The organism is Leeuwenhoekiella nanhaiensis (genome assembly GCF_002744755.1).
GTDB lineage: Bacteria > Bacteroidota > Bacteroidia > Flavobacteriales > Flavobacteriaceae > Leeuwenhoekiella > Leeuwenhoekiella nanhaiensis.
Map to the genome: position 1 here is coordinate 199,032 of NZ_KZ319293.1, position 18,581 is coordinate 217,612.

The following is an 18,581-nucleotide window of genomic DNA, read 5'->3' on the forward strand; positions in this document are numbered from 1 at the left end:
TTTTAATAAATATGTGATATATTATGACGGTTTTAAGCTTTTATTAGACAAACAACAGTTTTGAAAAGCTAAACAGCCAAAAACAGCTCAAACCACCTATGCCTCTAAAGACTACATTTAAAAATAGCTTTTTGATAAACAGCACCACGGGTTACAAGATTAACCCTACGCATCACGCGATCTTTTGGCTGTGCTATTTTATATTCAATTTCCTGAGATGGGGCAGCTATTACAACGATTACCTCTATTCATTTAAGGCCAATTTACTGGGGTTTCCCATACACATGACGCTCACCTATTTTACGATTTATGTGCTGATTCCTACTTTTATTTACCGGCGGAAATACATACTTTTTTCGGTGAGTCTGTTTTGTGCTATTCTGGTTATGGTGATCATTAAATACGAACTCACCTATTTTTTAATCAGTAACAACGTCTGGCCCGAAGGCCCTGAAGAAACCACCAGCCTCAATCTCAATTATGTAGTAGTGATGATGCTGGGCGAACTCTATGTAATCTCCTTTGTAGCGGCCATAAAAATCACAATCGACTGGATGCGGGAGCGGCAGCTGGCCTCAAACCTGGCCAAATCGCAGCTGGAGACCGAACTGCGCTTTCTGCGCTCACAGATTTCCCCGCATTTTTTCTTCAATACTTTAAACAATATTTATTCGCTGAGTCTCGAGAAATCTGAAAATACTCCCGAAACCATTCTCAAGCTCTCAGACCTAATGCGGTATTTGTTGTATGAAACCAAGCAAAAGCGACAGCCTCTTTCAAAAGAAATCAAGTTTATACAGAACTATCTGGATCTGGAGCGCATTCGGTATAACGAAAAGCTTGACCTCGAGTTTGAAGTCACGGGCAATCCCAAAGGCCGAAAAATCGCCCCGATGTTGCTCATTCACTTTATAGAAAATGGCTTTAAACATGGTGCGGGCAAAAACACCGGAAAAGTTCATATCAGCATCAAGCTTCAGATAGAAAAAGACCATTTGTTCTTCAAGATGAGTAACACCCTGCCGCAAAGCGGATTGCAAAACAACTTAAATAATGCCGGTGGTATTGGCCTTGAAAATGTTGAAAAACGCCTTAATTTGGGCTACGGTCCCGAAGGTTATGAGCTTCGTATTTTTGAAGCGGATGGTGAATACCACGTACACTTAAAATTGAATTTATTATGAACCTGAGATGTGTAATCATTGACGATGAACCCCTAGCCATCAATGTGATTAAAAATCATATTGCTCAGCTGGCGGGTCTCGAAATAGTAAAAACTTTTGACAATGCGATTGACAGTCTGGAATTCATTCGGAAGCACGAGGTAGATCTGCTCTTTCTGGACATCAATATGCCCGTGATAGACGGTCTCAGCTTTCTTAAAAGCCTGGACGCAAAACCAATGGCTATTCTTACCACAGCCCACGAGGAGCATGCTGTTGAAGGTTTTGAACTCGAAGTACTGGATTATCTGGTCAAACCCATTTCGTTTCCGCGCTTTCTCAAGGCGGCCAATAAGGCTTTAGCCAAGGCTCAGGAACACCCTAAATCTGCCGCAGGCTCTGATGAAGACAGCATTTTTGTCAAGGTTGACAAGAAGAAAATGAAGAAGATTTATTTAGATGATATTCTTTTGGTGGAAAGCCTCAAGGATTATATCAAAATTATCACGACCAAAGGCAACTTTGTGGTTCACCAGACGCTGAGCAGTTTTACAGACGAGTTGCCGGCAAATCAGTTTATACGTATTCACCGCTCCTACACCGCAAACATCAAACGCGTAGATACCGTAGAGGGCAACAGTGTCGAGATCGCCAACAAACGCTACACCATTGGCCGAAACTATATGGAGGAAGCCAAAGCCGCGATTTTAAAAGATAAAGGCTGAAATTCGTAGTAAAAATATAGAGCTTTCCGACCCCACTAGCCGGGAAATGAAAATGTGTTTTAAACTTGAGTTGAAAGAAAAAGGATGAAAACTGATGTCGCAAAATGTGATTCCAGATCAGAAGAATAAAAACATTGAGTTAACTTTACTATTCTAAATATCAAATTTTATGGACATTAAAGCAGAAATAAAGTGGATTGAAACAGCGCTATTGGAATCTAAAGATCCTACATTCATTGCTGCAGTAAAAAATATGATTACATCCTTACGTAAAGTAAAGGAAAGCAGTTCCATAAAACAAGCTGAAGAAGATGCCTTAATGGAAGAGGCCGAAGCAGATATTAAAGCAGGAAGAATCTACAGCATTGAAGAGAGCCATAGCATTGTTGACAGTTGGAATCTAAAGTGAAATCGGTTTACTGGACCAAAAGAGCATTGAAAGATCTACAAAAAATCTCTCTTTTAATGCAAAAATTATAGGTCGGAAAAAAGCTCTTGAAATTGCCCATAAACTAATTGACGCTCCGGGAATTTTAGAAAATCCTGAATATGATTTTGAAAATATGGGTTCTATAGATGAGGTCTTCAATCATCTAAAACGAAACTATAGAAAAATCATCTATTCAAATTATAAAATCACGTATCGTAACGGTAAAACCAAAATCTATATTACTCGGGTTTTTGATACGCGTCAGCATCCTAATAAGAATAAATAATTCCCTTATCATTAAAGAGTTAATAATAGCCTTAACGCGCTTCTTTCCGCAATACTTCTAAGGGTGAACTTTTTATAACGCTTCGGCTGTTTGCCAGACCAATAATCACTACCAGTAGGGTAATACCCGGCAACAGTACGGCAAAGGGCACCCAGCTGGGGATAAAAGTCGTGTCAAAGGCAAAATACGCCAGCATTAGGCTTCCGATTAGCGATAACAAAATCCCGGAAAGCGCTCCCAGAAGTCCCAGATAAAGATATTCCAATCCCTGAATGCGTAAAATCTGTTTGCTTTTGGCACCCATTGTACGCAGCAAAACGCTTTCGCGAATGCGTTGATACTTACTGGTACGCACCGCTCCAAGCAGGACGATAATTCCAATTAGAATGCTGAAAAACGCCATAAAGTTGATGATGTAACTGATTTTGGTTAGCAAATCTTCAATCACATTAAGCACCTGGCGCAAATCGAGGATCGAAACATTCGCGTAATCTTTAACCAAAATACGCTGTATAGCTGCGGAAACTTCCGAGTTGGGCACCTGAGTCGTAATCACACCAAATTGCGGTGCCTGCTCGAGCACTCCCGCCGGAAACACCACCGAAAAATTGAGCTGCAAACGGCTCCAGTCAACCAACCTGATGCTGCCTATGGTGGTTTCCAAAAGCCTGCCCTGCACATTAAAAGTTACCCGGTCGCCAATAGCCACAACCGCATCCTGCGCAAAATTATCACTCACCGAAACCGGAACGGGCTCGGTCCCATCTTCTATTCGGGGAGTGAAGCTTCCTTCCTTAAGACTTTCGGAGCCGATTAACGAATCGCGGTAGGTGGTGCGGAACTCGTGATTGAGAATCCAGCGGCTGATTTGGGTGGTGGTATCGGTTTTGATATCTGCGACATCACGACCATTAATACTATGTACCCGCATCGTCACAATAGGAACCTCGTCAAGCGGCGTCAAATCATTTGCTCGTAGCTTTTGAGCCACCAACGGCATCTGATCGCGCTGTACATCAAGCAAAATCATATTGGCCTGTTGTGTGCTGCTGTCCAGATTGGCCTGCGCCAGCAACATATCTTTGGTAAAATACAGGGTGCTTATTAAAAAAGAGCCCACGCCAATCGCCAGAATCAATACCACCGTCTGATTGCGGGGTCTAAAGAGATTCCGCAAACTTTGGCGCGAGGTAAAACTCCACGATGTAGGGAAATAACGGCGCAACAGGCGCATAAAAAGACGGGCGATTCCTGCCAGAATACTAAAGGTAACGACGATGCCGCCCAGAAAAGCAAGCGCATACTTCCAATCACCCAGCAGCCACAGGGAAAATAAAAAGATAAAAAGCAGAATGATACCGCTTACCAAAATTGCGGTGCTTCGCGATTGACTGCCGGCATCCTCAGTAAACCGAAGCGTTTGCAGGGGAGAGACATAGAGGGTGCTCAACAAAGGATACAGGGCAAAAAGCACCGACATAAACATGCCGATAAAAATCCCCATCGCGATGACCGGTGCAGACCAGGTGATTTTGACATCCACCGGCAGCAAACCTTCCAGCAAAACCGGAAACAACTGCTGTAAGGCGAGGCCCAGAGCGGTGCCCAGAATTCCGCCCAGCAAACCAATGGCCGCAATCTGAATCAAATAAATCAAAAAGGCCTGCTTTCGCGTAGCGCCCAGACATTTTAAAACCGCAACTGAGCGTAATTTCTCCCGGATGTAAATGGTGGTAGCACTGGCGATGCCCACACAACCTAGCAACAAAGCCACAAAACCTACCAGATTAAGAAACTTTCCGAAGTTCTCATAACGCCTACCCAGACGATCGCTCGTTGAAGTATGGGTGTCCAGATCGGCTTCTGCGGCATCCAGACGGTCGCCTATCCTATCTTCAAGAAGTTGCATATCGGCTTTTGGAGCCTTAAAGTAATATTGATAATCAATGCGGCTTCCCAACTGCACCAAACCGGTTTGCTCAACGTAGGAATAGGGAATCACCACAGGCGGAGCGATGGCGCTGAACACCGCATTACTGCCTGGCAGATTTTTGAGTTCGCCCACTACCGGAAGGCGCACCTCGCCTATTTTCACGGTATCGCCTACTTCAACACCCAGCTGCAACATCACAGTTGCATCAACCAGAGCTCCGTTAAGTTTTCCGAAATTTCTTCCGGCGGTTTCGGGTTGCGTTTCGATTTCCCCATAAAATGGAAAACCCTCGCTAATACCACGTACCTGAAGCAATTTGGTTGCTCCGTTTTTTGGGAATAAAGCCATGGAGGCAAACGAAATTTCTTCCGCATCTGCGCCACCCAGAGAATCTACGATTTGCAGGGCATCTTCAGTCAGGGCATTGTCACTTTCGATCTTAAAATCGGCACCCATCAGGGCTTTAGATTGCAGCGCGATGTTATCTTTCAGGGTTTCTCCAAACGACTGAATAGACACAATAGCCGCAACACCCAGCACAATTGAAACCATAAACAGACTGAGTTTACCCGCACTGGCTTTAAAATCACGCCAGGCCATTATAAAAAGCCAGGCCGCACCAGCTGTCATCTTCTGATTTTTACTCATACCGCCGCGCTTGTGAGATTTGCAATTTTTCCTCCTCTGATGGTTAAGATATTTTTGGTTTTGCGTGCCAGCTCCATATCGTGCGTAACCAAAACCAGCGTGGTACCGCGCTCTTTATTGAGTTCAAAAAGCAGGTCGACTACCTTCTCCCCGGTCTCGGCATCCAGATTTCCGGTGGGTTCGTCTGCAAATAAAATCTTGGGATCATTAGCAAAAGCCCGTGCGAGGGCAACACGTTGCTGCTCCCCTCCCGAAAGTTGGGTGGGATAATGATCGCCACGGTCGGCTAACCCCACTTTTTGAAGCAAAGCTTCTGCCTTTCTTGTGGCTTGCCTGTCCCCCTGCAATTCCAGCGGAACGGCAACATTTTCTAAAGCGGTAAGCGTGGGCAGGAGTTGAAAATCCTGAAACACAAAGCCCACATCGCGGTTGCGCAACATGGCGCGCTCATCTTCCGAAAGGCTGCTGAGTTCGGTCCCGTTAAGAATCACGCTACCCGAGTCTGGCCGATCGAGACCGGCACACAATCCCAAAAGCGTCGTTTTACCGCTTCCGGAAGGGCCCACGATCGCAAATGTTTCGTTTTCTGTTATACTAAAGTTAATATCTTCAAGTACCTTTAGCTTTTTGGAGCCACTGGTATAGCTTTTTTCTAAATTTGAAATCTCTAATATGAAAGGCATAGTATACGTGGTTTTGACAGAACTATTGGGCTCAAACCGCAGGTTTTGGCTTTTCAGCAAAATAAACAAATGCTTGTGATAACGAATAGACTCCGCTTGCGAACCCTGTTAATCTTTTGTTGTTTTTTAGGCGGAATGGCGCTGCATTCGTGTAAAGACAGCTCAAACGCGACTTCAACCGAAAGCGAAATTACCCAAACTGAGGAAACTGCAACGACCGAAACCGATAGCACTTCAAAAAGTATTTTGTTTTTCGGCGACAGCCTGACCGCAGGGTATGGACTCGATAATCCTGATAATGCCTTCCCTGCGCTGATTCAAAACCGAATAGACAGCCTGGGACTGGAGTATACCGTAATCAATGCCGGATTGAGCGGCGAAACCACAGCCGGCGGCCGAAACCGGCTCGAATGGGTACTAGAACCTGATGTGGATGTTTTTGTTCTCGAGCTGGGCGCCAATGATGGCCTACGCGGAGTGGCAGTCGCGGAAACACGCGAAAACCTGCAATGGATGATAGATAAGGTAAAAACCGAAGCGCCCGGTGCACAAATCGTACTTACCGGAATGCAATTACCTCCCAATCTGGGCAGTGAGTACACCGGAGATTTTAAGGCAATTTTTCCGGAACTGGCCAAAGAAAATTACATCGCACTCATCCCCTTTTTGCTTGAAGATGTAGGCGGTATCGCCAGTCTCAACCAAAATGACGGTATTCATCCCACAGCCGAAGGGCATAAGATTTTAGCCGATAACGTTTGGGAGGTTTTAGGGCCGATTTTAAAAGAGTAGCAGATGATCGAAAATCCCAGATTTTTTAAAATAATGATAGGCATTTCCTTTCTATTAATGAATGGCAATGTGATTCTGGCTCTTTACGAACGTTTCGATTTAACTTTTTATCTGAATTTTACGGCAGCTTTTATCATTGGCCTAAGTGCCTGGTCGCGGTTGAGAAAACTTTCAAAAAAATAGATTCCTAATCTTTGTGACATCCCTATGAGCACAAGCCATCACCCTACTAATCTCGAACAACTCTACGATTACCTTAACAACGAAGAAGATGCGCGTACCTGTAAAGCCATTGATGACGAGGCGTGCCAGGAAACACCCAAAAATTATTTCCTGATTCTCATCAGCAATATGCTGACTTCGCTGGGCGATACCCTGAGCAATCCCAAGACGGTATTGACCTGGGTGATGAGTTATGTGAATGCGCCGGTGATGCTTATCAGTTTTATTGTGCCCATTCGCGAAAGCGGGTCGATGCTGCCTCAATTATTTATCGCGCATTACATCAGGAAACGTCCTGTACGGAAAATGGTTTGGGTATTGGGTTCGTTGTTCCAATTTCTGGCCATTGCAGGTATTGGTTTTGTAGCCTTATCTTTTGAAGGAAGTCTTGCCGGCTGGCTTATCATCGCCTGCCTGATCGCCTTTAGCCTGTCTCGAGGCCTGTGCTCTATTGCATTTAAAGATGTGCTGGGAAAAACCATACCCAAAACCAAACGCGGAAAACTCAAGGGCTATACCTCATCGGTGAGCGGAGCGCTGGTACTTGCCGCAGGACTTTTTATCCTCTATAAATCGAAAGATGATGTAGGCATCGAATTTTACAGCTACCTTATCTTTTTTGCGGCCAGTTTATGGCTCATCGCTGCTCTTATTTATGCAAATATCAAAGAATACCCCGGAGAAACCGATGGCGGTAAAAATGGACTTAAAGAAGCCTGGGAGCGACTGGGGTTATTGAAAGAAGATAAACATTTTCGCAATTTTGTCATCACGCGTTCGCTATTGTTATGTTCTGCCCTTACCGCTCCGTACTATGTATTGCTTGCACAACGTTATGTGGGTAAGGAAGCCTATTTACTTGGGCTTTTTATCATTGCAAACGGCGTGGCTTCCATCATCAGTGCGCCGGTTTGGGGAAAAATGGCCGATAAATCCAGTAAAAAAGTGATGACCTATTCAGCAGTTCTGACCGCAAGTTTGGGTTTGCTGGTCGTTGCGATTATTCAGTTTATACCGGCCTGGCGCGATCAGAACTGGCTGTATCCGATTGCTTTCTTTGTCTTGGGAATTGCGCATCAGGGTGTGCGCCTGGGACGAAAAACCTATATCGTAGATATGGCTCAGGGCAATCGCCGCACCGATTATGTAGCGGTAAGCAATACGCTGATTGGTTTTATCTTACTTATTACGGGAGGATTGAGTGCTCTGGCATCACTGGTTTCGGTGGAAGGCATTATCGCGCTGCTCTCTATACTTGGAATTTTAGGAGCCCTTAAAAGCGCTACCTTGCCTGAAGTAGAATAAATTATTCTGATTGAATTTTCGATTATAGAGCAAGCCAAAGAATATTTTAATCGTAAATATCGAGAAACAAAAAAGCCACGTTTTAAGTGGCTTTCGTTTAATTTATATCGGCTGCATCCTGGATGCCCTTAGATAATTTCAGATTACTTCTTTTTAGAAGCAGTCTTCGCTGGTTTCACAGCTGCAGGCTTGGTTGCCTGTTTTGCTGGAGCCTTTTTAGCAGACTTGTTTTGTGCCATTATATTCTCGTATTAATAGTACTAATGTAATGCGAAAACCAATTCGTTTTCAATTTTAACAGCATCGTTTTAGTTAATTTTATAGTTAATTTTTAATACTAAAAAAGTCTCCAAAATCCCAACTAAAAAATGAACGAGTCCAGCAAAATCAAGGCCTACTTCGAGCAGGAGCATGAGTTCAAAGATGCCCTCTTAAGGCTCCGGGCTATTTTTAAGGAAACCGAACTCACCGAAAGCTTTAAATGGAACAGTCTGGTGTATACTTTGAACGGCAAAAACGTCGCAGGACTCGCCCGATTTAAAAATCATTTTGGCGTTTGGTTTTTCCACGGAGCCCTGTTGCAAGACCCAAAAAAATTGCTTTTTAATGCGCAGGAAGGCAAGACCAAAGCGCTGAGACAGCTGCGTTATGAGAGGATCTCTGATATTGATGAAGCTCAGCTTAAAAACTTTTTGGAACAGGCGATTTCAATTCAGAAAAAGGGACTTGAAGTCAAAACGGTATCTGCAAACAGGGAGTTTGTTCTTCCAGATGAATTAAAACAGGCTTTTGCTATTCATTTCGGTTTAGAAGATGCATTTCATAGTCTTACTCCCGGTCGGCAAAAAGAATATGCCGAATACATAGCGGCTGCCAAACAACCGAAAACCAGTCTAAGCCGGCTCGAAAAGGCAATCCCATTAATTAAAAAACGTGTCGGGTTAAATGATAAATACAAAAAGTAATTATGGCTGAAAACAAAACACAACCCACAACAAAATCGGTAACCGCCTTTTTGGATGGCGTTGAAAACGAGAAGCGCCGTGCCGATGCCTATCGTTTACTTGAAATTTTTAACCGGCTGATGCCCGAGCCTGCTATACTATGGGGTGAAAGTTTAATAGGTTATGGCAGCTATTATTACAAATACGACAGCGGTCGCGAGGGCGACTTCTTTCTTACGGGTTTTGCGCCACGCAAACAGAACCTTTCCATATACATCATAGCAGGTTTTGAACCCTTTTCAGAATTACTAGGGAAACTGGGGAAATACAAAACGGGAGCTTCGTGTTTATACGTCAATAAACTTGAAGATATTGATCTTGATGTGCTAGAAGAACTCATTAAACAGTCGATTGCATTGATGCGTGAAAAATATGGGAATAAAAGCTGAAAAGCGACGTTAGTAACTTAAACCAACTTTAAATCATGCGCATAGTTTATCTACTCATAGCCGTTTTAATTACCAGCTGCGCTTCTGTAAAGCAGGAAGACATCACCTACATAAAAGGTGATTACACCGCTTCTGCCGAAGAACCCAAACTCAATATTTTTAAGCCTAAAGATTCACTCAATCCACACGATGTATTGATTTTTGTGCACGGCGGCAACTGGAATAGCGGCAATAAAGAAACCTATTCGGTTGTGGGTCGCAATTTTGCGCGTAAGGATTATGTGGCGGTAGTGCCCGGTTATACGCTGAGTCCTTATGTAAACTATGATGGGATGACCCGAGAAATCGCTGAAGCCATACGCTGGACGCACGAGAACATTGCCAACTACGGTGGCAAACCCGACCGGATCTTTCTAATGGGCCATTCTGCCGGCGGCCATCTGGTTGCTCTGGCTGCAATGAGCCCTGACTACCTCAACAACCCCGATTATATAAAAGGAATCATTCTGGATGATGCGGCAGGCCTTGATATGTATGAGTATCTTCAGGAAAATCCGCCTACTAGTGAGGATTATTACGACGTGACCTGGACCAAAAATGAGGACGAATGGAAGAAAGCTTCGCCTTTTTATTATTTAGACGAAAAGACTCCGCCGATTTTGATGTTTTTAGGTACCAAAACCTATCCTTCCCTGTATTATTACAACGATTTGTTTTACCAAAAGCTGAAGGAATACCAGCCCGAAGCAGACCTAATTATCCTGAATAAAAATCACACCAGTATGGTTACGCAGTTCTTCTCGCCCCTAAGTCCGCGATTTGGAGAAATCAAAGAGTTTACCGAAGATATCGATTAACTTATTTAATTAGGCCAGGTTTAGAAACGTTAAGCAATTTGTAATCCCTAAGGCTTTGACAGGCTCAGCCTGACAGACAAACAGATTAATCCTCTTCTGCGATGATTTTATTCTGTTTAAAAGGCCGAACGATTAAGCGAGCCGCCTTGTCGTAGTTGATGTAACTGTAGGTCCAATTGAAGAACGTGACCACCCGGTTTCTAAAACCTACCAAAAACCAGAGGTGAATAAACATCCAGATAAACCAGGCGAAGAAGCCTCCAAACTGCAGTTTGCCTATATCAACTACCGCTTTGTTTCGGCCTATGGTCGCCATAGAACCTTTATCAAAGTAGTCAAAAGACACAAGGTCTTTCCCCTTTTCCATATTGATGAAGTTCTTGCCCAGATTTTTACCCTGCTGAATGGCGGGCTGAGCCACCTGCGGATGACCTTTGGGCCAATCTTCGGTCTCCATGAGGGCGATGTCGCCAATGGCATAAATATCATCAAAGCCGGCAACCCGGTTATACCTATCCACTTTATAGCGGTTGAGTTTGGGCATAAGTGAAGTGGCCTCAAAACCTTCAATCGATGCTCCGGTAACGCCTGCAGACCAGATAAAAGTTGCGGTATCTAAGGTAAGATCACCTTTGGTAGTCACCCGATTGTTTTCATAATTGGCCACAAAAGTTTTCAGGTGTATGGTAACGCCCATATCTTCTAAAAACTTCTGAGCCTTGGCAGATGATTTTTCACTAAAAGGCGGCAAAACCCGATCAGCACCTTCAATCAGGTGAATTTCAATTTCAGAGGTATCCATATCCGGATAATCAGCCTGCAATACGTTAGAGCGGAGTTCGGCAATTGCACCACTAAGCTCCACCCCAGTAGGACCGGCACCGGCTATTACAAATCTTAAAAATTCTTTCCGCTTAACGGGATCTTCCGTTCGATTGGCCTTCTCCAGATTTTCAAACATCAAACTACGAATGTTGAGCGCCTGCGGCAAACTCTTCATCCAGACTGCATTCTCTTCAATCGTTTTGTTTCCGAAGAAATTAGTTCGGGTACCGGTGGCAATCACCAGATAATTGTAAGCGATATCCCCAATATCGGTGCGTACTTTTTTAAGATTGGTATCTATACGTTCCACTTCCGCTATGCGGAAATGCATATTTTCTTGATTCCGAATGATTTTACGCAACGGGTAGGCTATCGATTCCGGCTCCAGACCTGACGTAGAGACCTGATATAATAAAGGCTGAAAGGTGTGAAAGTTGCGTTTGTCAAGTAAAACGACCTGATAATCTGTCTTTTTTAGCTTTTTGATCAGGTTCATTCCTCCAAATCCTCCACCGATAATAACGATGCGAGGCTTCTGAGAATCAGGGATGTTCATAGCTGTTAGTTTCTTGTAAAGTTATGACACAGCCGCGGGAATGCTTAATCTTTATCAATATTTTAGCAGTAGGTGTAACAATGTTAAGCCCCGGTATACTAATTTCATAACTAACAATTCAATATTGGATCCGCAACTTGAAAAACAATTTGTAACCCAGCTTGAGGCTAACCAGAACATCGTGCATAAAATCTGCCGATTGTATACGCACGATCGCGAGTCGCACAACGATTTATTTCAGGAGATTACCATACAGCTCTTCAAGGCCTATCCCAAATTTAGGGGAGATGCCAAGTTTAGTACCTGGATGTATCGGGTGGCGCTCAACACGGCCATAACGCTGTATCGTAAGAAGAAGCGCAGTATACCTACAACAGACTACGATAACGTGATGTTTAAAATCGCGAGTACCGAGTATGATAATACGGTAGAAGAACAACTGAAACTGATGTACGCAGCGATACGCCAACTCAACGATATCGACAAGGCTTTGGTCTTTCTATACCTCGAAGACAAGCCCTACAGTGAGATATCTGAAACTCTGGGAATAAGTGAGGTTAACGCGCGGGTAAAGATGAACCGCGTAAAAAGCAAATTAAAAGATTTATTAAATGTGTAGCACCCGATGGATGAACTTGAATTTTTAAAACAGGACTGGAAGCGGCAGGAAGCCGATCTACCCGTAGTGAGCACAGACTCCATATATGAAATGACCCATAAACGCTCTTCATCGCTGATGAAATGGTTGCTTTATGTTTCCATTTTTGAATTTGTGTTTTGGACGTTCCTAAATGTTCTGGGTATTAATGCAGAACAAATTGACAAATTTAAAGAGCTGCACCTTCTTGAATTTGATATTGTTCTAACAATCATTCAGTATGCGGTTCTCGGATTTTTTATCTACTGTTTTTATAAAACGTATAAAGAGGTCGAAACCACTTCAAGCACCCGAAAACTGATGAAAAACATCTTAAGAGTGCGAAAAATTGTTAATGCATACGTGATCTACAATCTGGCCATGGTTATTCTGGTAAGCATCGTAGTTTTTGTGGCAAGCGCAGCTTATGACCCTAAATTTGACAGCCTGTATGTGATTGATCCCGACGGTTCTAAACACCTACCCCTAAGCATTATCGCTACGTTTACCGGTTTTATTCTAATCTTCACGCTTGTGATCTGGCTGTTTTATAAATTGCTTTATGGTATCCTGTTAAAACGCCTCAAAGACAATTATAAAAAACTGAGTAAACTTGAAATGGAGGAATAGGGTTATTTAAAATATCTAATCTAAAACGGTAAACAGAAAACTGAAAACCGAAAACCAATCCTTGAATTTGAAACCCTAATTTTTGAATTGATCTCCGACTTTTAAGAAAATCATAAACTTTTTTAAGCGATTCTTAACAGGGCTTGCACTTACATTTGTGGCAAACAACCATTTATGCAAACTGCACTACGTCTGGCCTTCGGAATTCTAATGATTATCGGGTTTAAGGCTACAGCCCAGGAATACGCTGCCGAAAGCATCAAAAACACCATTCAGGAATTTAAAAATGATCCGCGAGGTCCCTACCTGCGCATCCGCTGGTTCTGTGAAGACGGCACGATGCGGGAGCCCAAAGATCCCTGCCCGGAAGGTGTAGACGGTATTCAACACGCCAGTTACAAGGAAATCACTAAAAATCTTGCAGAGCGCAATAATCTGTATTTCGGTGAAATTCTTGCAGCTGCAGACAAGCAGGAGTTTTGGGATGCTTCAAACGAGCACAGCCGCCTGAAACAATACCAACTGGGCAACTACCTGAAAAGTGTGGATAACGGCTGGATTCTGGAAAGAGCACAATTCTACCGCGGTGCCATTCAATCTGAAGATGAGGAAGCCTGGGGTATCGAATTTTTTGAATGGCTATTAAAAGACGATGCCCGTCTGGAAGCCAATTATTACCTCATCCGCCAGGCGCTTAAAGACATTCCTCATGCCGGAGACGACAACCTGGCTCAGCGTATGCGCAGCGAGTCAAAGCTTATTGCTGAAGAATTTCCGAAATTTATGGACGCCCGTGTAAAAATTCACGGTCAGCCCGATGTAAGCGACGTGGCTCTGGTACAAAACTTCAAACAGGAATACAACGACGAGTTAAGCAGTGATCTTAAGGCCGAAATGGATCAGCTTTTAGAAACTATGCGTGAGTACTACGCTCCTATTAATTTTACAGCACTTAACAAGCGGGTAAGTAGTCTTAAAAGCAACCCGGCAGTCAAATCTTCGTTACTTCAGTTTACTAAAGATTATACCTTTGAAACCCGTGCAGACTCTTTGATTCCGCAGATTAGCGATTTGCTGTGTAACATCCGCACCCAGATCACTCAGGTTAAAAGCACTAAAGAGCGTCTGGAGCTTTTAGACATTTCGCTAAAGCTTGAAGAAGTCATTCTTAAAAAATCTCCTGAGTGGGAACCTGCAGATCTGCGTGAACTGCTTGACAAAATATACCACCTCAGCTATGCCACTGCGGGCACAGGACTTATTGAAGTCTGGGAATGGGAAGAAGTGGAAGGCATTTTAGCCCCCATACGCTACACCAACGTATCTCAAGGCGAACTCAACACCATGCTCAACACCGCGCGCAATGTAGTACAATGGAGTGCTGCAATGGCCAAAGCCAACTACGACGCCGTGGTTGAAAAATATACCGCTTTTGAACCTTTGGCTTCCGGTTTTATTGACGACCGCGTGCGCTCGTCTGTAGCGCTTCCTTTAGGGAAAGCGGTAAGTGAATTGGGCGATTTTATCGCGACTCGTTCCAAACTGGAAAACAACGTAATGCAACTTGATGGTCAGAGCACTATTCACGGACTTAATCCCGGGTATGCGATGGGCGAACTGGTGGTAGTACCGGGAAATCCTGACGGTGTGGAAGTAGACACTAAAAAAATATACATTTTCAAGCGTCCGCCTTCAGACCTCAAACCGGTTGCAGGGATCGCCACAGTAGATGAAGGAAACCTCGTTTCTCACGTACAACTTTTGGCCCGAAACCTGGGAATTCCTAACGCAGCCCTGAGTGACGCCAACCTCGAAGATCTGGAAGCCTATAACGGCAAGACTGTTTTCTATGCGGTTTCTAATAAAGGAACGGTGATTTTAAAACCGGCTTCAGAAATGACGCGTGAAGAAGAACAACTCTTTAGCAAAGAAGAGCGCAGCCAGGCAAAAATTGCAGTGCCTATCGAAAAAATACAACTCGATAAAAAGAACATCCTCAATATGCGGGATATCGATGCTTCGGCAAGTGGTATTCTGGCAGGGCCAAAAGCCGCTAATTTAGGTCAGCTTAAGAAAATGTTCCCCGAGAAAGTCGTGGAAGGTCTGGTGATTCCTTTTGGAATTTTCAGAGATCATATGGATTTACCGATGCCTGGTCAGGGTAAAAGTTACTGGCAGTATCTCACCGATATGTTTGCTTCCGCGGAAGCGAAACGCCAGGCCGGAACACCCGAATCTCAGGTAGAAGCTTTTCAACTGGCACAACTGGCCACGCTGCGCGATGCGATCAACGCGATGCAACTGAAGCCTCAATTTGTAAGTGAACTGCGCAGTTCGTTTTCACAAATATTCGGTTCGCCAATAGGGCAGACTCCGGTTTTTCTGCGCAGCGACACCAATATGGAAGACCTTAAGGAATTTACCGGTGCCGGACTCAACCTCACCCTTTTCAACGTGGTACAGGAACAGCAAATTCTGGACGGTATCAAAAAAGTATGGGCCTCGCCCTATACCGAACGTAGTTTCAAATGGAGACAGGCATACCTCTCTAATCCGGAAAATGTCTTCCCTTCCATTCTGGTTATTCCCAGCGTAGACGTAGATTACAGCGGGGTGATGATCACCAAAGGAATCAATGAAGGCACCGATGAAGATCTTACCGTGGCCTTTAGCCGCGGAGCCGGTGGCGCTGTAGACGGTCAGGCTGCCGAAACCCGTCTGGTAACTGCACAGGGAGATCGTCTGCTCGCTCCTGCCCGTCAGCCCGATTACATCAGGCTTCCGGCAACGGGAAGTACAAAAGGCTATTCGACCACCTTTGAATCGCCCATTCTCAATGCGCAGAATATTGAAAGCTTACGCGAAGTAGCTCGTGAAATACGCACCAAAATTCCGCAGGAAACCAATACCGATTACGACGGGGCTTATGATGTGGAGCTCGGGTTTCAGGACAACAAACTCTGGTTATTCCAAATACGTCCGTTTGTAGAAAATAAAAATGCCTTAAGCAACGGCTATCTCGATTCGATTTCGCCTAAAACCGACGCCGGAGCGTTTATAGAACTCGACAGCGCCCTATAAACAACCGATTAGTAAAGCCCATACCGGGCATTTAATAAATCAACCAATACCTGTGCGGCAATCAAAACACAGATTGCCTGCGGTAAACAAATTTGAAATGAGATGAAAAAAGCCTTACTGTTTATTCCACTCGCATTGCTGGCCGTGCTTAGCTTTATGCCCGCAGGCACCTATCCTATTGACGGTTATGAACGTACCGGGATAGACCGCCTCGCTTACCTGCAAAAAATAGTACGCGACAGCATCAAATATACCCGCATCCCGCCCGGAGCCTACCTTTCTATAGATGATATCAAATTACGTCTGACTTCAAAAGCAGACAGCGCAATCGCCTATATGAAAGAAGATCCCGAATTTCAGAAGAAAATTGGCGGACTCTTTTACGGTTTGGATCAAAGCTACTCGATCTCGGTACTCGATATGACCGATACCACCAACCTGAAATACGCTGCCCGTAACGAGACCCGCGGCTATCAGCCCGGTAGTGTGGGCAAATTGGCCATACTGGTAGCTATTTTTGACCAGCTTGAAAAATTATGTCCGGATGATTGGGGCGCGCGTGTAAATCTGTTGAAATACAAACGCGTAAAAGGCGGTCCTTTTGCGGTTTACGATCACCATACCATCCCCATCTACGATATTGAGAAGGATAAACTCTCTAAAAGACAGGCTCAGGAAAGCGATGTGTTTAGCCTGTATGAGTGGATTGACCATATGGTGGCGGTAAGCAACAACGGTGCAGCCAGTGTGGTGTATCGGGAGGCGTTGTTGCTGAAGGTTTTTGGCGAAAAATACTTTAACCTTACCGATGAGGAAGCTATGCAATGGTTTAAAGATACCGATCGTGCCGAGGTGACCCGCCTGGCAAACGAAGTGGTAAACGAACCTCTGCGCGAAATGGGAATCACCGAAGACGAATGGCGTCTGGGTGGCTTTTTTACCAACGGCGGGGAACGCTATGTAGGCCGAATGGGCGGCAGTATTGGTTCACCTAAAGGTTTGATGAAATTTCTCATCAATCTGGAACAGGGGAAAGCGATAGACTCGCTCTCAAGCCTGGAGATGAAACGTATTATGTACCAGACCGAGCGTCGTATACGCTACGCCTACTCGCACGATCTCGACTCGGCTGCCGTTTATTTTAAAAGCGGGAGCTTTTACAAATGCGATAAAAGCAAAGGCGGTTGCGGTGATTATGCCGGTAATGTGTTTAACTATATGAACTCCGTAATTATCGTAGAGCATCCCGGTGGCGGACCTAAATACATCGTGTGTCTAATGACCAATGTATTGCGTAAAAACTCGGCTACAGATCATATGTATCTGGCCGGGCGTATTGACAAAGCCATCAGGGAAGAACAGGAAACTGCAACCGCTACGGGACAGTAGCAACCGGTTTTAATACAACATACAACCCGCTTTAAAGTGAACTTTATAGCGGGTTTTTTTATGGGAAAAAACGGCTAATCCCCGGGCACTGAGGAATTCCGTAAAAAGATCTGAATAGAATGAATTATATTTAGCCTGATTAAGGGTTTATTAGGCGTACGCAAACGCTTGTAAAGCTTTACTATTTATTGTAAAAAGGATTTAACAGTACAAAATGTATTGTTATGCAATTATTGTAGCCAATTAGAAAAAACCATATGAAAAAAATCACATTTTTAATTTTAATCCTCTTTTCAATAAATGCAATTGGACAGACAAAATTGGAAATCGAAATTGATAACCCAGAACCGAGAGTTGGACAAAGCGTTACATTTTCAATTAACGTTGACTTTTTGACTGATTACTTCAAAAAAGAATTTGGGAAGAATGTGGAATTCACTCGCTCAACCTCAATTTTCGGAATGCAATCCGATGATTTTGAAAGAGTAATTATTTTCGAAAAAGCAAAAGAATATGAAATTGGACCTTTTAACTTCGAATTTAATGGTAAAAAATATACAACTGGAACTATTAAAGTAAATGTTCTTCCAAAGTTACCAATGGAAAATGGACTTTGGTTAAGAATAACAGAATCTGAAGGTCAACAATATCTCATTCTTGAACAATTAATAAGTAACGAATCAAATAAAACAGACAATGAAAATGGTGGCTATTCCCATACTATTGGTGGTGTAAAACCAGAAGGAAAGGAATTTGCTGAATTAAATGAGGAATTAACAAAAGGAATTGAATTAAGTAATTACAGTTCAGCTAATAACACTTTGAGTCCTGAAGGTGCTGGATTATTTGATGTTGGATTTTCATATTCAATCAAAAAGTATAAAATAGAATTTGAGGAGAATTTTAATGGGGAATATATAATTACGAAAAAGGACTTTAAAAATTTGCCGGAGAATTTCGATATTGGAAAAATTAAATTAGAAAAATAACTGGCTAAATAACTAGCGTTCGTGCGGTCGGTACGAC

General features: G+C 43.6%; 16 protein-coding genes. 13 read left to right on the plus strand and 3 right to left on the minus strand.

Features of this window, described 5'->3' with window-relative positions:
* Nucleotides 1-98 precede the first annotated feature (98 nt).
* From CJ305_RS13570 to CJ305_RS13580, 3 genes are all read left to right on the plus strand, one after another.
* Nucleotides 99-1,184, plus strand: coding sequence for a sensor histidine kinase (locus tag CJ305_RS13570; RefSeq protein WP_099646828.1), 1,086 nt, complete (start codon nt 99-101; stop codon nt 1,182-1,184).
* Nucleotides 1,181-1,888: a LytR/AlgR family response regulator transcription factor gene (locus CJ305_RS13575; protein WP_099646829.1), complete on the plus strand. Its 708-nt coding sequence runs from the start codon at nt 1,181-1,183 to the stop codon at nt 1,886-1,888. The genes CJ305_RS13570 and CJ305_RS13575 overlap by 4 nt, the downstream gene beginning before the upstream one ends.
* Before the next feature lie 169 nt (nt 1,889-2,057).
* A complete protein-coding gene (locus tag CJ305_RS13580) occupies nt 2,058-2,297 on the plus strand; it encodes a valine--tRNA ligase (protein WP_099646830.1) in 240 nt (79 codons plus the stop codon).
* 338 nt (nt 2,298-2,635) lie between these two features.
* On the opposite strand, the gene CJ305_RS13585 is transcribed toward CJ305_RS13580, so the two are convergent.
* Both CJ305_RS13585 and CJ305_RS13590 read right to left on the minus strand, forming a co-directional pair.
* Nucleotides 2,636-5,185 carry an ABC transporter permease gene (locus CJ305_RS13585; RefSeq protein WP_099646831.1) on the minus strand — a complete coding sequence of 850 codons (2,550 nt, stop codon included), beginning with the start codon at nt 5,183-5,185 and terminating at the stop codon, nt 2,636-2,638.
* Nucleotides 5,182-5,868, minus strand: a complete 687-nt coding sequence (locus tag CJ305_RS13590; protein WP_099646832.1) for an ABC transporter ATP-binding protein — start codon at nt 5,866-5,868, stop codon at nt 5,182-5,184. Before CJ305_RS13590 ends, CJ305_RS13585 begins: the two co-directional genes overlap by 4 nt.
* Nucleotides 5,869-5,937: 69 nt before the next feature.
* On the opposite strand from CJ305_RS13590, the gene CJ305_RS13595 reads away from it, so the two are divergent.
* The 5 genes from CJ305_RS13595 to CJ305_RS13620 all read left to right on the plus strand — a co-directional run bounded on the left by CJ305_RS13595 (nt 5,938) and on the right by CJ305_RS13620 (nt 10,437).
* Nucleotides 5,938-6,660 (plus strand): arylesterase, encoded by a 723-nt coding sequence (locus CJ305_RS13595; protein WP_189319451.1) that lies wholly within the window; start codon nt 5,938-5,940, stop codon nt 6,658-6,660.
* A gap of 207 nt (nt 6,661-6,867) precedes the next feature.
* The gene (locus CJ305_RS13605) at nt 6,868-8,187 is read left to right on the plus strand and encodes an MFS transporter (RefSeq protein WP_099646834.1); all 1,320 of its coding nucleotides are present in this window, start codon (nt 6,868-6,870) and stop codon (nt 8,185-8,187) included.
* 368 nt (nt 8,188-8,555) lie between these two features.
* Nucleotides 8,556-9,152, plus strand: coding sequence for a YdeI/OmpD-associated family protein (locus tag CJ305_RS13610; protein ID WP_099646835.1), 597 nt, complete (start codon nt 8,556-8,558; stop codon nt 9,150-9,152).
* 2 nt (nt 9,153-9,154) lie between these two features.
* Nucleotides 9,155-9,580, plus strand: coding sequence for a DUF1801 domain-containing protein (locus CJ305_RS13615; RefSeq protein ID WP_099646836.1), 426 nt, complete (start codon nt 9,155-9,157; stop codon nt 9,578-9,580).
* Nucleotides 9,581-9,615: 35 nt separating this feature from the next.
* Complete coding sequence (locus tag CJ305_RS13620) at nt 9,616-10,437, plus strand: alpha/beta hydrolase (RefSeq protein WP_099646837.1); 822 nt, start codon at nt 9,616-9,618, stop codon at nt 10,435-10,437.
* A gap of 85 nt (nt 10,438-10,522) precedes the next feature.
* Here the strand turns inward: CJ305_RS13620 and CJ305_RS13625 are convergent, their stop codons facing one another.
* Nucleotides 10,523-11,818, minus strand: coding sequence for an NAD(P)/FAD-dependent oxidoreductase (locus CJ305_RS13625; RefSeq protein ID WP_099646838.1), 1,296 nt, complete (start codon nt 11,816-11,818; stop codon nt 10,523-10,525).
* A 124-nt stretch (nt 11,819-11,942) separates the two neighbouring features.
* On the opposite strand from CJ305_RS13625, the gene CJ305_RS13630 reads away from it, so the two are divergent.
* The 5 genes from CJ305_RS13630 (at nt 11,943) to CJ305_RS13650 (ending at nt 18,544) form a co-directional block, all read left to right on the plus strand.
* Nucleotides 11,943-12,437 carry an RNA polymerase sigma factor gene (locus CJ305_RS13630; RefSeq protein ID WP_099646839.1) on the plus strand — a complete coding sequence of 165 codons (495 nt, stop codon included), beginning with the start codon at nt 11,943-11,945 and terminating at the stop codon, nt 12,435-12,437.
* A gap of 6 nt (nt 12,438-12,443) precedes the next feature.
* Nucleotides 12,444-13,085: a hypothetical protein gene (locus CJ305_RS13635; RefSeq protein ID WP_099646840.1), complete on the plus strand. Its 642-nt coding sequence runs from the start codon at nt 12,444-12,446 to the stop codon at nt 13,083-13,085.
* A gap of 174 nt (nt 13,086-13,259) precedes the next feature.
* Complete coding sequence (locus tag CJ305_RS13640; protein ID WP_099646841.1) at nt 13,260-16,166, plus strand: PEP/pyruvate-binding domain-containing protein; 2,907 nt, start codon at nt 13,260-13,262, stop codon at nt 16,164-16,166.
* 102 nt (nt 16,167-16,268) lie between these two features.
* Nucleotides 16,269-17,555 (plus strand): serine hydrolase, encoded by a 1,287-nt coding sequence (locus CJ305_RS13645; protein WP_099646842.1) that lies wholly within the window; start codon nt 16,269-16,271, stop codon nt 17,553-17,555.
* A 257-nt stretch (nt 17,556-17,812) separates the two neighbouring features.
* Nucleotides 17,813-18,544, plus strand: a complete 732-nt coding sequence (locus CJ305_RS13650; protein WP_099646843.1) for a BatD family protein — start codon at nt 17,813-17,815, stop codon at nt 18,542-18,544.
* Nucleotides 18,545-18,581 lie beyond the last annotated feature (37 nt).

Bases quoted from the DNA above. Each gene is read 5' to 3' on its own strand.
- CJ305_RS13570 (WP_099646828.1), top strand. From the start codon at position 99: ATGCCTCTAAAGACTACATTTAAAAATAGCTTTTTGATAAACAGCACC.
- CJ305_RS13575 (WP_099646829.1), top strand. From the start codon at position 1,181: ATGAACCTGAGATGTGTAATCATTGACGATGAACCCCTAGCCATCAAT.
- CJ305_RS13580 (WP_099646830.1), top strand. From the start codon at position 2,058: ATGGACATTAAAGCAGAAATAAAGTGGATTGAAACAGCGCTATTGGAA.
- CJ305_RS13585 (WP_099646831.1), bottom strand. From the start codon at position 5,185: ATGAGTAAAAATCAGAAGATGACAGCTGGTGCGGCCTGGCTTTTTATA.
- CJ305_RS13590 (WP_099646832.1), bottom strand. From the start codon at position 5,868: ATGCCTTTCATATTAGAGATTTCAAATTTAGAAAAAAGCTATACCAGT.
- CJ305_RS13595 (WP_189319451.1), top strand. From the start codon at position 5,938: ATGCTTGTGATAACGAATAGACTCCGCTTGCGAACCCTGTTAATCTTT.
- CJ305_RS13605 (WP_099646834.1), top strand. From the start codon at position 6,868: ATGAGCACAAGCCATCACCCTACTAATCTCGAACAACTCTACGATTAC.
- CJ305_RS13610 (WP_099646835.1), top strand. From the start codon at position 8,556: ATGAACGAGTCCAGCAAAATCAAGGCCTACTTCGAGCAGGAGCATGAG.
- CJ305_RS13615 (WP_099646836.1), top strand. From the start codon at position 9,155: ATGGCTGAAAACAAAACACAACCCACAACAAAATCGGTAACCGCCTTT.
- CJ305_RS13620 (WP_099646837.1), top strand. From the start codon at position 9,616: ATGCGCATAGTTTATCTACTCATAGCCGTTTTAATTACCAGCTGCGCT.
- CJ305_RS13625 (WP_099646838.1), bottom strand. From the start codon at position 11,818: ATGAACATCCCTGATTCTCAGAAGCCTCGCATCGTTATTATCGGTGGA.
- CJ305_RS13635 (WP_099646840.1), top strand. From the start codon at position 12,444: ATGGATGAACTTGAATTTTTAAAACAGGACTGGAAGCGGCAGGAAGCC.
- CJ305_RS13640 (WP_099646841.1), top strand. From the start codon at position 13,260: ATGCAAACTGCACTACGTCTGGCCTTCGGAATTCTAATGATTATCGGG.
- CJ305_RS13645 (WP_099646842.1), top strand. From the start codon at position 16,269: ATGAAAAAAGCCTTACTGTTTATTCCACTCGCATTGCTGGCCGTGCTT.
- CJ305_RS13650 (WP_099646843.1), top strand. From the start codon at position 17,813: ATGAAAAAAATCACATTTTTAATTTTAATCCTCTTTTCAATAAATGCA.